A 15613-nucleotide genomic window follows, 5' to 3' on the forward strand; every position below is an offset into this window, starting at 1 on the left:
CTGGACAAGCATATACTATATAACATTACCATAAAAGGAGTGTTATACATGGCAGACCCACTCAACCTCCCTGAAGACTGCCAGAACGGGAATGCTGCCAATATTGATTGTTTTGGCGCCCATCCTGATCTAGCGGACAATTCAGCCGCCATTCAAGCAGCGATTGATTATTGTGTAGATAATCATTATTCAAAAGTTGTCATTACAGGGACGAAGCAATATACCCTATCCTCCCCCATTGTCATCAAGTCGAATGTACATCTTGAAATGGATCCCACCATCACATTACGTGTAAAAGGTGATTTCCAGGTTTTTGAACTCCAAAAGGATGCATCCATCTCCGGCGGGACCATTGAAGTGGTCGATAAGAGTTTTAATTCATCCGTCATTTTTCTTTCGGGGGAGCAACAAATCGAGATCCATAATCATACAGCCATATCCAACATCAATTTGATAAACCGATCGGCAAGCTACCAAGGAATAGCCATCCATTTATCCTGTAAAAAAGCATGGGATTTCATCAGCTTCTTTAAGGTAAGCTCCCTCCAAATCACTAACTTCCAAACCGCCATCTATCTAAAAACCGAAAAACTGTTCAATGTAGATACCCCCTGCTGGATCAATGCGAACTCCTTCCAGTCGATTTTTATCGATGGCTGCCAGTACGGTATCGAGATCGTAGGAAACAGCGATTTGCCATACGAAATTTCGGGGAATACCTTTACCGATATCCAAGTCCAATGCCGAAAACAAACAAAAAAAGTCATTCGCTGCTCAGGCGCTTACAATCTATTTGGAGGTGTCATATGGGATACGTACCGTATGGATACCCCTCCCATCGTCATTGAATTCTCGGCTACTTCCCATCACAATTACCTGAACTCGAATCAAGTAGCGACATCGATTCTTGATCGCGGCCAATACAACCGATGCACAACTCCTCATGAAGAATCCCTCCAGGTAACTCCGCCTCTTGCGCTCGGTAAAGCCCATCTCGTCGGGAATCAGGATGATATTTTAGTACAGGCAAACGTTCGCTACGCTGTCCGTCAGCTTTCCGGAAAAGCCCCTTACGGAGGTACTATCAATAACTGTTTCAACTTACTCGATGAACAAAGTGTCAATTACCTGGATGTTCCCAGTGCCCAACCGGTTGTGATCGAACTGGATTTTTCGAAGCAGCCCATTAACATGCTCAATTGCTTTGGCATTTATTTTGGATGGAATGAAAGCCCCAGCCGCGTTGTGATTGAATATCAACAAAGCTTGAATGGACCATGGACCGTTGCCAAAAACCTCCCATTCAATGCCGGTAACACGGTTATATCAGAAACAAGAGCAGAAACGCTCTATAAAATTAGACTGACCTTAAGCGGCTATACACAGGAGCACAAACGATTCCGGATCAACCGGATCTTCGCAAGATCCTCGCTGCAGCAAGGTGCAGCATGGCTGCCGACCGCAGGCGGAACATTATATGGAGATCTGGAACTGCAAAAAGGAAAAGCCGTGACAATGACTTCACCAAACGGTACGAAGTGGAAAGTGAGCATGAATGACCAAGGTCAAATCATCACCTCAAAGCTATGAGCAGTAAATAAAAAAACTGGCACATATACTCGTTATCCAATGAGGAAGTTCATAGATAATGAGGATAAGACCAGTTGACTCTCCCATTCAAAATACAGGGTGTGTGCCTCTTTTATTAGCTAATCACCCTTTCCATTAATTCAACCTATTGGCCTGACCATTATCTGTGATCCGGTCCATCGGCAATGACGGCATATCAAAGCTAGTGTTCATGCTATTTTCGGTAAGTTCAATGACTTCGTTTTGCATCGTGATTTTGTCCAAATCCCAAATCATTCCCTCGAACGTATTGTATTGCCCACTTACTTTCAGTATACGCTTTGTATTGTCTGAAGGCTGTATTTGTAAGTTCGTAAATTGGTTGCCACTGACCTCATTCGGGACGGTAGTGCCACTAATTATGTCTATCATATTCACACAATCCTCTAACGATAGACTCACAAACCGATTGGCATTCACCCATGCCTTACCTGAAGCCGGTGCTTCTGCCATTAGCTTCACTCCCGTCTTCATCCCTGCAACCTTGATATCCTCAAAGTTCACGAATGAAATCTCCTGTTCCTTACCACCGGCATATAAAGAAATTCCCGTCCCCTGATGACTCTCGGACCAATTAATGATATTTACATCCTTCACCTCGGTTTTGTTCCAAGTATTATAGTACTTATATTTCCCATCTAAATAAATGACCTCAGAATTGAAATCAGCATCATTGATCACTACATAAGCACCTTCAATGGAAGCATTCTGCTCAAGCTCAAGCACCCTGAAATTCCCCTCGACAATCAACTTCGTACCGTATCCGGAAAGCAGCTTAACGCCTTTCCTCACGATGATCGGTGATGAAATCACATAATCCCGATCATCCAGCATAACCGTCTTTAGCTTATTTTTTTTCGCATGATCAATCGCAGCCTGAATTTTCGCAGAATCAGTAGCCCCTTTAAAATCTTCAACATAAATCTTTTCTTCGTGCTTCGATGGAGAATGTTTCTGCTGGAAAATGAAGAAAACGAGTAACAATAAACAGAAGGCAAAAACGATGATTTTTTTCATGAAACACATCCTTATTTTCTTATGGGTAGTATTATTGAAGGCATTTATAGTAAAATATGTGTGTTGGGCATGAGGAATATATAATAGAAGAAACACGACTCATCCAGGTTAATAAAAAGACAAAGAGCTTTCAGTGTCAACATCGGTTTTCCCCATTTTCATCGAAATAAAAATCCCCATTCATATCGGTTACTCAGTTAACTTGGTAGGGAAAACGCCTGCCTTTTTCTTTTCTTTGAGGCGATAAGATTCACCTTTGATATTAAAAGTGATGGAGTGACGAAGGATGCGATCTAGAATCGCTGTAGCTAACACATCATCTCCAAAAACCTTTCCCCATTCCATAAATGATTTATTAGATGTTAGGATCATCGCCCCATTCTCATATCGTTTGGACACTACCTGAAAAAAGATATTGGCCGTTCGTTCATCAAAAGGAAAATACCCTACTTCATCGATGATGAGTAAATTGGGTCGGCTCCATTTGTTAACTAAACGATGGATAGTCCCTTTGAATTCTGCCTTTCGGCATTCTGATACCACACTTCATCAGCCGTTAAAAATAAGGCAGTGTATCCTTATGTAAGAGCTTCTATGGCGAAGGATATGGCCAAATGTATTTTTCCTACACCTGGTGGACCTAATAGAATTCTATTTTCCCCGTTTGCGATGTATCGACAAGCAAGGTCTTCCTTACGCGCTGCTCACTTACACTTGGTTGAAACGTATATTCAAAATCATAGATTGTCTTCATGTAAGGAAGCTTGGCACTCTTCATCCTCTTGGATAAAAGATTTGACTGTCTAGCTTCAGATTCTCTCAAAACAAGCGTGTGTAAAAAATGAAAATATGATACATTTTTTTAGAAGCTTTCTCTAAAAGATCATCTAATTGATTGGCTGTTTCTAGCCAACCAAGCGTCTCTAACTGCTCTTCGAGTTGGTTTTTCATAGTGAATCACCTTCTTCCAGAGCTGCCTAAGAAGCTAGGGAACGTGTTTCAACCATAGGAGTAGGGACTTGTACAGAATTTTTGGCCGCCAAACCAGGAGGATTCGTGAGTTCCTGCTCTTTTTCTATTTCTTGCATTCCTTCATAATGCTCTTGCTTTACATAAACCTTCGTTTTACTCGTTAAAATAGGATGTTGAGCAATGCATTCCTGCTCGTCATACATTTCAATTTGATGATCCAAGGTTACTTTAACCTTTACTTTTTGACCCGCATACCGGAAAGGAACAGAATATTTTTTACCTAAATAAGAGATAAAATAATCCCGGCTTACTTCTCGCATTTCCCAATGACTAGTCGGGAAGAGCGACTTAATTCCCCAAGACCGAAGAAATTTTTGTTCGTGTTGTAGGCGTTGAACCGGTGTTTCATTAGTCGTTTGATTCTTCTTTTGATTGGCCGTATGATCAAGCCATATACGGATATCATGATTTAAAGCATACAATGTCGGTTCATGTTTTCTTTGAAAGAAATTATTCTTCACGTAAAGAACCGTTCTTTTCACTTTCCCTTTTGTTTGAGGGAGATAAGGATAACACGCTTTTGGCTTATGACGACTGTTTTCATATTGTCATAGAGGATCTGTTCCGGCAGTCCATTAAAGTAGGCAAAGGTATTCATATGGCATTTCATCAGTGTTTCTAATTTCATATCTGGTATAAAATCCACATATTTCATTCTGGAATAACTTAAAAACATGATGAATTCATGCACTTTTTGAACATGCACCTCATACATCCCTACATCCACCCAATCCATCTGAGCCTGTTTTTCTGGTGGAGTTTCAAATCTTACAGTGGCTTGTTTTTTCGGCTGAATTCGATAGGGTTTGGATAGGCTACACTTAGTTGGACAGAATTTTTAGGTCAAGTAGACTACAGATAATATATTCGAGGAGAATCTACATGACCAAAAGAGAACGCAGAACATTTACGGGAAGATTTCAAACAACAGATGGTACAGCTGTACCAAAACGGGAAACCAAGAAAAGAGATTATTCGTGAGTATGACCTTACGCCTTCGTCTTTGGATAAGTGGGTGAGTCAAAGTCAGAACTCTGGTTCCTTTAAGGAAAAAGAGAATCTAACAGATGAACAAAAGGAACTGATCGAACTCCGAAAACGAAATAAACAACTTGAAATGGAAAATGACATTTTAAAGCAAGCTGCGCTGATACTAGGACGAAAGTAAATGTGATTCAGAATAATCAACATAAATACTCGATATCAGCAATGTGCAAAGTCCTTCAACTACCGAGAAGCACCTATTATTATGAAGCGAAGGAAAGAGAAAAAGAGGATGACATTACATCCGATGTGATCGACATATTTTTGGCAAGCCGTCAAAATTATGGGACACGTAAAATCAAAGTAGAATTAAAAAAGCGCGGACTCATCGCCTCGCGGCGAAGAATTGGACGTATTATGCAAGAGCAGGGTCTTGTCTCTACTTACACCGTAGCTCAATTTAAGCCACATATGAAATCATGTAATGAATCAAAACAGAAAAATGAACTAAACCGTGCGTTTGACCAGGAGGAAGAAATGACGGTGATTGTAAGCGATTTGACGTACGTAAGAGTCAATCAACAATGGCATTACGTATGTGTATTTGTCGATCTCTTTAATCGAGAAATCGTAGGCTTCAGTACAGGCCCAAACAAAGATGCCTTCCTCGTTTATCGTGCATTTGCCTCCATCAAGGTCGACCTACGTAAAATACAGTTGTTCCATACGGATCGTGGAAATGAGTTTAAGAATAAACTGATTGACGATGCATTAGAGACTTTTCATATTCAGCGGTCTTTAAGCACGAAGGGCTGCCCCTATGATAATGCAGTAGCTGAAGCAACGTTCAAAATCATCAAAACAGAGTTTGTGAAAGGTCAACATTTTGATAGCTTAGAAGAATTAACAAGGGAATTACATGACTATGTCCACTGGTTTAATCATATACGAATTCATGGGACACTTGGTTATGTAAGTCCGATTAATTACAAACTTGAACACCTTAAAAAAGTTGTCTAGTTTAGTGTTGACAGTCCAAAACTTCATAAACTCCCTTTCTTGAAATAGTTTATATTTGAGCATTTAAGTTCCTCAACAAATCCGATTAATAAAACAGTAGATGATTTATTAAAACAACTATAATGATAGATTTCATATAACACTAATAAACACTAGCTACCGCCATCAGTTCCTCTCAACTCTACGTTTTTAAGACGTGTATTTTTGACTGACCCACTACTGTCTGTATTTCTTTCTAGAAATATTGGTCGTTCCGCTTCAATTTCCGCATTTTCCACAACTACATTATCACCCATTATTAGTATTCCAGTATTTTGGCTATTGCTTGTTGGGGTAGTTTTTTCTATTTTTATATCAATATTCCGAAAAGTTGTGTTCCTACCAACAGCTGCTAAAGCAATATAAGCCTTACCGCGAATTGTCACGTCTTCAATTACACTGTTAACCTTTTCTCCTAAGCCTTCTCCAGAGTTAACAAATATGGCTGATAGAGCATCATTGGTTTCTGAATATGCATATACCTTTTTTATATTTACGTTTGAGGCATGTAGTTTAATTAGACGCTTTCCAAAATTGTATCCGTATACGTCCTCAATGTGTAAATCATTTTTATTATCGTTTTTCGAAGTTATAACATAAATACCGGACGTATCCTCATTAGTTATATTATTTTTGGAGTCTATATTGTGAATATTATTAATGCGAACACCTTTAATTTTGCCTACAGCTGAAGAGGTGACTACATTTGTAATATAGAGGCAGGTAAGATTTCCAGCATAGTCTGTAATCACTCCATTTCCCTTTTTTTGCATATCTTCAAAGGCTATATCTTGTACATTCAACCGATTGCCTTGAGTTTCTATGTACACGATAATTGTACCATCATTACTGTTGGAGTCTTTAATGTTTTTGAACTTAATGTTCTTCAGTGAAATATTTCCTAGTTCAGCATGAAAAAACATACCGTACCGTAAAAACCCGTGGTTAAAGTCAAATACAATATTTTCAAACGATATGTTGCGACTTAATTCTAAAAGATTCTCCCCTGCTGCTAACTTAACAGAAATCACAACGTCTGATCCTCCTGAGACATGACGTGTTGTTCCAGGTGTAACGATGATTGGAGAAGTTATTAAATACTTTCCACTTGGAAAGTATAGATCACTCACATCCTCAGAATTGAAGGCTCTTTTAATAGCTTTGGTGTCATCAGAAACTCCATCTCCTTTTGCACCAAACGATTTTATATTGACACCATGACTTTCTATTTTCTCTTTATCAGTAATCCCTTTATTAGAATTTATTATCTGATTAATAACAATTAAAATCACAATAATTACCAGAGTGATGATGAGACTACGTTTTTTATTATTTTTAATCCAATGCAAAGTCAGTAATCCCTTTTCCATTTTCATGTTTCTAATTTTTTCTTATTGTCAAAATTCAATCTGTGAGTGATCCCTAGAATTAGGCAAAAGATACAAAAAAAAGTAAACCATCCTTGTATGATCGGTTCGACGAAAAACGTTATAAAACTTGTTGTATATAGTGCAATAAATATTCCTTTTATGATAACGGGATGCTTCGCTTTCACAAATCTTAATAAAGAAATTAAAGATAAAAGAGTGAAAATACATAATAATAGGAAAGGGACAATTCCTGCATCATAACCAGTGTCAAGCCACAAATTATGAGCGTAATTTAACTGGATTTCAGTTTGTCGTCCTCCTAACGGGTTATCCAGAATCCCTATGAATACTTTTTTCCATGTTATAATTCTGGGATCTTCGGATAATTCCATATCTTGAAAACGAGCATGTAATAGTGTGCCTTCCCAAGCATATCTAATACTTAAAAAATTACTATCAAAAAGAACTTTAGTAATAATAGTTAAAGTTAACAAAAGAACAAAATTGATTATCTTTCTGGCACTTACTTTCATTGAAAATAGGAATACCGTTATAAAACAAGCCACTATTATAATAAGGCCCGTCCTGTTCCCTAATTGAGTAACTGAATAAGCACTAGCTCCGAAACAAAGGATAATTAAAATCTTCATCTTAGAATATGCATTATTTTTAAAAGTTAGAAATATCACAGGTAGCAATGCTAATCCAAACGATAAGCTCGTATTTAGCCCTGTAGCTGTTATAGTATTCCCCCCCCAAATACTTATAACTATCCTACCGCCTAATGCAGAACTAGCGTTTTCCATGCTCCCAAATGTTTGTATTGTTTGTATTAAGCTAGAAAAACCAAAAAAAGTAAAAGATGCAACAATCAAAAAAATCCACCTGTTGGTTTTTTTGTATTTGTGGTCACCCTCTACAAGCTTATACCCTAAAATAAATAAAGTGATAGGGTAAATTAAATACATAAGAACTAATCCTTTTGTAGCGAATCCGTAATTATAAACAATGATTGAATATAATATAGAGAATGAAACCAAAAAAAGAGTGATTAACCAAAAACCTTTTCCAAATCTACTTTTCATTAGGTATATAAAAGTATATGGAAAAAAAGCTAAAGGAAGATAAACTCCTAAATTTAAAAGATTTGTACAGTAAGCAAATATAATAAACATCCACAATATATTTTTAAAATTCACTTGTATACAACGATTATTTTCTAGTGTTAATGCATATTCCATTGCATTTCCCCATCCCTGTTAATGTTCACTTCTAATCTACCCCATATCTAGGAGCCTAAAAAGCGTATGTAAGACCCCAAAAATCGGAATTCAAGAGAGGTGGAAAAGATTCTTCCACTCTATGGAAGTACCTTTGAAGCGCAATGATGTTACCAACCTACAATAATTTTGCACTTATATCTAAAAAAGGTGCCTGAAACTATATAATTTTCTTTTTTTTGTTTTTAGTCCTTTTGAAAATGAGTTTTCTTTTAAAATATTGTAAAATTTCATAACTTAATAAATGTAATAAACTTTTATTAGAAATTGCCCTCACATCATATCTTACTTCTGATATTTTGAGATTATTACTCTGAATAGCTGTTATATTTGTTTCTTCACTGTATGTATCATAAAGGTAAATCCCCTCACCCTTTAAATTATATTGTACATTAAGTTCATGAGGTCTTAGTTGAATTGGGAATTTTTTGATTACCTTATAATTACATACTTTTGCAGTTAACCAAAATTGCTTTTTATGAATATTATTTTTATCACCATAAAGATCCACACATAATTCTTCATCACTAAGATTTAAAACACTACCTAAATCCTCCTGCTCAAAAAAAACATCATACTTCAATGTATCTTTTTTAAAATCCGGAAGGTTATAGGTTTCTTTATTAAAAGAGAGCAAGGGAACCTGAAAACCAGTATTTGAAATGCTATTATGGGTACCTGGATCAGTAAAATTAGTAGTAAGTGCTACATATGGATAAACAAAATAACGATTTGTCTTTACGATATAACGAATATAATATTTTAACCAAGAAGATTTTGGCCAATTAACAACGCTATTGGGTAAATCTATATCTTCACTAAATTCATGATTATTTTCTATATACCATTCATAAAACTGAGACCACATTCTCTTAGTCCAAACTTGTCCCCATGATTGTGCGTACTGTAAAAAGTAAGCATCGTACCCATTATTCTGTGGAACAAATGGTCTGTGAATTCCTACATTCCATAAATGAGTATAAAGAGAAATACCAGCAATTTGATCACATGAATCATATTTTTCAATTGATTGATAAACATAGGGGATAAAATTCTTTGATATAAATAAATCGTCCTCTAACATTACCACAGCATCATAATTACTTGTTAAATTCCCACAATACAAAACGTGATTTCTTAAACCAAGACGATTAGGATGTTGAATAACCTCTTTTTCACCAAAAGGCCATTTAAAATCACGTGCATACGATGCAACTTCGTCGCTACCGCTATTGTCTATACTAATTATTAGAGTTATCTTTTTTCCGTAGTATTCCGCTTGTGTTATTGACTTTAACAATCTAGATAATGAATTAACACGATTGAATGCTACAACAACTATAGCTATATTTTTCATGTATGCCCATCTCCGTATTCTAGTGAGTGTAAAGCCATGAATTTTTTTATATCTGAAAATAAAAAGGCATTTTCGCTAATCCATTCTGTTTCACGTTCCCACCATTTAAAACTTAAAAGAAACGCTTTTTCTTCTTCTGTAAATCTAGTTCCAATTCTCCTTGCTGGTACTCCACCATAAATATTATATGGTTCCAAATCATTAGCAACTACTGCCCCTGTAGCAATGATAGCTCCATCACCAATATTAACTCCTCCAATTATCTTGACATCGGCTCCTATCCACACATCATTTCCAATAGTAACAGCATACATATCATTAATATCTGAATACTTAAACTCATTAAATTTTGTATCTGTAACATAACTAAATCCCGATTGTTTTAACGTAGAAAAAAAGGCTGGATGTGTAGATACGAATGTATTTGTAGGGTGACCCCCAGTTATTAATTTTACATTCTCAGCTATAGAACAATATCTTCCAATTAGAGAGTTTGTTAATTTCGAATCTTTTCCAATATAAGTACCATACCCTAGTTTACTATTAGAAAAGGAAACATTATTATGAATAACATTTCTTCCTTCTAGTACAGTGTTAAAATTCACGTCGCATCTTTCTTTTATAATAGATTTAGTTTTAATAGATAGATACCTCGACAAAAAAAACTTAATAACCCTTTTAGCTGTAGACTTCAATTTATTTCACCTATCTTCATAAATTTTTTTTAAGTAATATGGTGGTAAATCACTCCTACTCATCAAAGATAAAAATTTTATTTTTAGAGAAAATAAGTAATTGCTGTGTTCCTTTCCTATTGAACTTTGCATAGATTTAAAATAACAATAACAATGCTCCTAATCTCATAAAAATAGGCTGATATATTTGTCGTTTTTATACACATGTTTTTCTCAATCTAACTCTCTCGAATAAGAGTGAACACTTTTTCAAAAAAATTTAGTAGCCGTTGGTATTTCTTTTCATAGCTCAGAATTACTGAGGCTCCATGTATACTAATAATATGAATAATCATTTTTTACTTCACTAGATTGTTTCACTATTGAATTATTTCCTTAGTTTTGACCATTGCACAAAAGTAACCACTACACATGTAAGACTTTATTTATCATTCTTTTTAATAATTTTTAATGACTTCAACATACTGGAGGTTATAATTCTTCATAGCAGGACATTCTAACACTTTATACTTCATTGTATTGCATTTAGTAAACAACCGTTCCCTGCCCCAAAGGTTCTAAATATCCCTTTAAATAATATAGCTTAGATTAAATTACTGAATCTAATTAACATTTAAAGTTTTCTTATCATTCTAATACTTTCTATAAGGTTTGGTATTGAAAATGCCTTTAGTATCATATAAGTAGAAATCTTAGTTTTAGAAAAGAAATATAATACAAATACATTAGCAAATATTTGTGCAGCCAAGGTAGCAATAGCTGCTCCATACGCACCCATTTGGGGTATTAAGAAATAATTTAATATGACGTTTAATATTAAACCTACAAGAGTATAAATTAATGTGTATTTTTGTAAGCCTTCAGATATTAACCATACCGACCTCGCCGATCCAAGCAAAGCAAATGTTCCTGCAAAGACACTGATAGACAAAATACTGGCCGCTTCTATATATTCTACTCCATACAATACTCTTACTATTATTTTTGACAAAATTAATATTGCTATCCCAAATCCAATTCCAGTCCATGCGATAATGGTGTACAAAATTTGCATAGAGTTAAGGTAGTTTTCTTCATTGTTAATTTTATTATTCATAATTATAGGTTTAAACGAGGTTATAATGGCCATTGGTACAAAATACCACATTTCGGAAATTTGCACTGCTGCAGAGTAGATACCAACTTCTGTCTTTGTTGGCATCATTGTTCCAAGCATAACCTGGTCTATTCTCATATAAAGTGTAATCATAAGACCTGAGAGTATAAGATACCAACTCTGCGTTAAAATTCCTTTTGCATAGGAAAAACTAAATGTCCAGAGTGATTTATCCTCTCTTACTTTAAAATAGGCTATCAAAAGGGCGACACTAATTAAAAACGCATCAAGAGTATATATAAGCGCAAATTGTAGGAGAGTTCCTTCTTTAACAACTAAGAGAATTTTCAAAACAGCCATAATGACATAAACAGACATGCGAATGATAGAAGAAATTTTAGCTTTTTGATTAGCCTGTATCCAGTACTCGATTACTTCAACTGATTTAACACTTATCGTAAACGACATAACTAGAACTAACAAATGCAGGTTTTTGTCCTCAGGTTCAATGATTCTTATTATCCCAGTAGCCATTATTGTTAAAACAATTCCACCAATTACTCTAAGTAGTAAGCTTGTAAATAAAATGACCCCTTCATTTACCCTCTTATCGATGATAGACTTAACAGTCAACGTTTCCAGTCCTAGAGTAGAAATAGCAGTAAACAAAGAAACAAATGCCAAGGTGTAGTTAAATTGACCATATTGCTCGGGTCCAAAATAGCGAGCAATAAGGGCAGTAACAAACACGCCTATAACCAACGTAAACAGCTTATCACTTACTATCCAGCCGGAATTTTTGATTATTCTAGTAGCAACTACATTTTTTGAAATAAGCATTTTAAAAGTTTTATTACTATTATTCATAGTCAAATTATTTCCTTCTCGCTTATTATATATTTTGACCAGCTCTATTTTTTATATTTTAATTCGCCAAATATTTTAGAAAACAAAAAAATGCTCCTAGTTATATTACGGACGAATAAAAAAAGGAAACCTAAATTCAAACACTATTACTTGTATAATAAAAATATGAAATTTTGTTAGAATTATATATACTCAATCCATATTAAATCAATGGTTACTCCGTTTTTTAAAATATAGATTAATTTATGATTCCAGTACAAAAAGTATTAAATGTCAAATTCTGACCTACAAACCCAATCTACCTTAAACTGGATGTAGTTATTAGTGGAAACAAAAGAATATCCTAAAAGTGTGAAAGACTATAATAAAATAACAAAAAAAAAATCTTTTTTTAAAAATTTAAAAACATTACTAAACTTTTCACAGAAAAATTTCAAGAAGATATAGGCGACCAAAAATGTAAAACTCTATTCGATGGATTTTTCACTAAAAGAACAGAAAACCAATCCATAAGTGTCAACACCAAAACTTTTCTTGATTAAGACACAACTTTTATTAAACAATCCGCTTGATAATAAAGAGATTATCATCGTGAGCAAATCATGTGTGAATTTCGCAAGTATGTTTGGTGAAGACTAACTTAAATGGAATAATTATCTTAGAGTTGATATATCTTTATATAATTATATTACTAATAGATTACATAACCACTACAAACCCGAAAAAAATGTATTTTATTGGTTTATTTGCTATAAGTTAGAATACTAATTTAAAACTACCGCTGCCTATCTAAGTTATTAGGTTATAACAGCTATTTTTTAAAAAAAAGATATTGTCACAAGACCTTATCCGTTTTAATTTCATTCACTAAATCAATTATTCTTTTAGCTTGAATTTTATTATTTTTTTCATTTATTACAAAATTTCGAGCTTTCATACCATGAAGTTTTAATTCTCTTCTACCATTTTTTAAAACTCTTTCTATACTAGAAGCTATACCTATTGGTCCTATCCCTTCAATTGTAAATATATAACTATAATACTCTTCAGGAATACCTTGTAATTTATAAATTAACACGGGAGTACCTGAAAGCAAATATTCCATAGTTTTTGATGGAAATGAAAATTTAGTATACTCTCCCTCATTGTTACGTGGGTTAATTAAAAGATTAGCTTCACTTTGAAGCTTCATTGCAGTATTTCGAGATACCTGACCAAAGTACTTAATTCTCTCATCATACGCAGATGATTTTTCCACTTCTACTTGGGCATCACCTGCCCCACAAATCCAAAGATGAATAGAAGGATCAGTTATTATATTAAATGACTCTAAAAGGTCCATTATACCGTAAGCTTTGTTTAGCGTCCCCGTATATAACACTACTTTTTCATTACTTTTTTTAAACTCATCGTTTTGTTTTACTATTAACTCACTAGTATTAACTATCCCTTCCATAACAATCCAAGGTTTAGTTCCTACAGCGATTCTTTCTTCCATATACTTGGTTAAAAACACAAATGAATCAACCATTTTTAAAAACCGATTCATGAAATATTTATCCATGGACTTAAGTATACTTAACAACTTGTTATCCTTTCCTCCTGGATTCATGTATTCTGGTAAATCAGGACATATAAGACAAATATGTACATTTGGATTTACTTGCTTCGCTTTTATAGCTGCATATATGAAAGGAGTGTGCATTGAGTATATAATTATAACCTTTTTCTCATCATTTTTAGTTTCAGCCCATTTTAATATTTGTATGCTTAAAGCTTTAGCTTTCCACATATGCTTTACTCCAAACAAATTAAGGAAACCTACATCTTTGTCGTTTGCACCATTAGTATGGCTCCAATGTCTTGATTTTATATAAATATCTTTATAACGATTAGGGAATGATCCCACAAAAATAGAATTTATTATTTTAATAGGGGTTATATTCCAAGAGTCTAACCCCTCTATAATATTCCATTGTAATGCATTTGCTGCAGCTTGAACTGTTCCATTACTCTTTTTGTAAATTTCCTCTTCTTTATCTTTTGCAAATACTCCTCCTAAAAAAAGTATATCCATTTTAATCATCCTCGAATAAGTTTATTCTTTTCTCCATACTACTTTATCTATTATCTTTACATAACTTTGCAAAATCTTAATAACCTTAACCGACACATTTTCATCCTGATAATCATTCGCAAGATATGTTATTTCCTCGTTCTCCCACATTGCTCTGCTCAATTCTACACCTAGCACAATATCTTTTTCTGTAATACCACCGATTACCACAGTTCCTTTATCAAGAACTTCAGGACGTTCTGTTGATGTCCTTATTAAAACACCTGGGAAGTTTAGAATAGCAGATTCCTCTGAAAGTGTTCCGCTGTCTGATAATACTGTGAAAGCATTATGCTGCAGCTGGTTGTAGTCAAAAAATCCGAAAGGTTGTAATTGACGGACGAGTGGATGGAATTTGAAACCTCTTTCCTCAATTTTTTTCCAGCTACGTGGGTGAGTTGAATAAATAACAGGTAATTGATATTTTTCTGCAATATTGTTAATAGCATTCATTAATGATAAAAAATTTTTTTCGTTATCAATATTTTCTTCACGATGTGCCGAAATAAGGATATATTCACCTTTTTCAAGATTTAATTCTTCTAGCACTGCACTATTTTTAATACTATTCATATTTTTATTTAGAACTTCTGTCATTGGGGATCCTGTTACAAAAACATGTTCTTTTCTAATACCTTCTGATAATAAGTAGCGACGACTATGTTCCGTATAGGCCAAATTGATATCAGATATATGATCCACAATTTTTCTATTTATTTCTTCTGGTACATTTTGGTCAAAGCAACGATTACCAGCTTCCATATGAAAAATAGGTATTTTTAAGCGTTTTGCCGCAACTGCACTTAAACAGCTATTTGTATCCCCTAAAATCAATAGCGCATCAGGTTGCTCTTGTTTTAGAATTTTGTAGGAAGCAGCGATAATATTCCCCATGGTTTCACCAAGATCTTCACCAACCACTCCTAAATAATGATTTGGCTGTTTTAATCCTAATTCATCAAAAAAGATATCATTAAGACTATAATCCCAATTTTGTCCTGTGTGTACCAAAATATGTTTAAAGTATTTATCGCAAGCTTTAATTACTTCTGATAGCCTAATAATCTCTGGTCTTGTTCCTACTATAGTCATTACTTTCATTTTTTCCATT

At 34.4% G+C, this 15613-nt stretch carries 13 protein-coding genes and 2 pseudogenes; 2 read left to right on the forward strand and 13 right to left on the reverse strand.

What is annotated here, in order from left to right; all coding sequences use genetic code 11:
• Positions 1–48: 48 nt before the first annotated feature.
• On the forward strand, positions 49–1590 hold the full coding sequence (locus ABE28_RS15935; protein WP_064463616.1) for a pectate lyase family protein: 1542 nt from the start codon (positions 49–51) through the stop codon (positions 1588–1590).
• Between the two features lie 135 nt (positions 1591–1725).
• On the opposite strand, the gene ABE28_RS15940 is transcribed toward ABE28_RS15935, so the two are convergent.
• The 6 genes and pseudogenes from ABE28_RS15940 to ABE28_RS15955 all read right to left on the reverse strand — a co-directional run bounded on the left by ABE28_RS15940 (position 1726) and on the right by ABE28_RS15955 (position 4393).
• Complete coding sequence (locus ABE28_RS15940; RefSeq protein ID WP_064463618.1) at positions 1726–2646, reverse strand: hypothetical protein; 921 nt, start codon at positions 2644–2646, stop codon at positions 1726–1728.
• A 189-nt stretch (positions 2647–2835) separates the two neighbouring features.
• Complete coding sequence (locus tag ABE28_RS25975) at positions 2836–3189, reverse strand: ATP-binding protein (RefSeq protein ID WP_306807297.1); 354 nt, start codon at positions 3187–3189, stop codon at positions 2836–2838.
• Positions 3190–3224: 35 nt separating this feature from the next.
• Positions 3225–3469: pseudogene (locus ABE28_RS25980) on the reverse strand (ATP-binding protein).
• Positions 3466–3597: a hypothetical protein gene (locus tag ABE28_RS25985; RefSeq protein WP_306807298.1), complete on the reverse strand. Its 132-nt coding sequence runs from the start codon at positions 3595–3597 to the stop codon at positions 3466–3468. The pseudogene ABE28_RS25980 and the gene ABE28_RS25985 overlap by 4 nt, the downstream one beginning before the upstream one ends.
• Before the next feature lie 26 nt (positions 3598–3623).
• Complete coding sequence (locus ABE28_RS15950) at positions 3624–4160, reverse strand: Mu transposase domain-containing protein (protein ID WP_064463620.1); 537 nt, start codon at positions 4158–4160, stop codon at positions 3624–3626.
• The gene (locus ABE28_RS15955; RefSeq protein WP_064463621.1) at positions 4157–4393 is read right to left on the reverse strand and encodes a transposase; all 237 of its coding nucleotides are present in this window, start codon (positions 4391–4393) and stop codon (positions 4157–4159) included. The genes ABE28_RS15950 and ABE28_RS15955 overlap by 4 nt, the downstream gene beginning before the upstream one ends.
• Before the next feature lie 167 nt (positions 4394–4560).
• On the opposite strand from ABE28_RS15955, the pseudogene ABE28_RS15965 reads away from it, so the two are divergent.
• A pseudogene (locus tag ABE28_RS15965) lies at positions 4561–5682 on the forward strand (IS3 family transposase).
• A 152-nt stretch (positions 5683–5834) separates the two neighbouring features.
• On the opposite strand, the gene ABE28_RS15970 reads toward ABE28_RS15965, so the two are convergent.
• From ABE28_RS15970 to wecB, 7 genes are all read right to left on the reverse strand, one after another.
• Entirely contained in the window at positions 5835–7097 is a 1263-nt protein-coding gene (locus ABE28_RS15970) for a glycosyl hydrolase family 28-related protein (protein ID WP_064464429.1), read from the reverse strand.
• The gene (locus ABE28_RS15975) at positions 7094–8332 is read right to left on the reverse strand and encodes an O-antigen ligase family protein (RefSeq protein WP_064464427.1); all 1239 of its coding nucleotides are present in this window, start codon (positions 8330–8332) and stop codon (positions 7094–7096) included. Before ABE28_RS15975 ends, ABE28_RS15970 begins: the two co-directional genes overlap by 4 nt.
• A 199-nt stretch (positions 8333–8531) precedes the next feature.
• Complete coding sequence (locus tag ABE28_RS15980) at positions 8532–9728, reverse strand: glycosyltransferase (RefSeq protein WP_064464425.1); 1197 nt, start codon at positions 9726–9728, stop codon at positions 8532–8534.
• Positions 9725–10423 (reverse strand): xenobiotic acyltransferase family protein, encoded by a 699-nt coding sequence (locus ABE28_RS15985; protein WP_064464423.1) that lies wholly within the window; start codon positions 10421–10423, stop codon positions 9725–9727. Before ABE28_RS15985 ends, ABE28_RS15980 begins: the two co-directional genes overlap by 4 nt.
• Positions 10424–11036: 613 nt before the next feature.
• Positions 11037–12386 (reverse strand): flippase, encoded by a 1350-nt coding sequence (locus ABE28_RS15990; protein ID WP_064464434.1) that lies wholly within the window; start codon positions 12384–12386, stop codon positions 11037–11039.
• Positions 12387–13221: 835 nt separating this feature from the next.
• Positions 13222–14463 carry a glycosyltransferase gene (locus ABE28_RS15995; RefSeq protein WP_064464421.1) on the reverse strand — a complete coding sequence of 414 codons (1242 nt, stop codon included), beginning with the start codon at positions 14461–14463 and terminating at the stop codon, positions 13222–13224.
• A 21-nt stretch (positions 14464–14484) separates the two neighbouring features.
• On the reverse strand, positions 14485–15612 hold the full coding sequence (gene wecB / locus ABE28_RS16000) for a non-hydrolyzing UDP-N-acetylglucosamine 2-epimerase (protein ID WP_064464419.1): 1128 nt from the start codon (positions 15610–15612) through the stop codon (positions 14485–14487).
• Between the last annotated feature and the right edge of the window lies 1 nt (position 15613).

The organism is Peribacillus muralis (assembly GCF_001645685.2).
Lineage (GTDB): Bacteria > Bacillota > Bacilli > Bacillales > DSM-1321 > Peribacillus > Peribacillus muralis_A.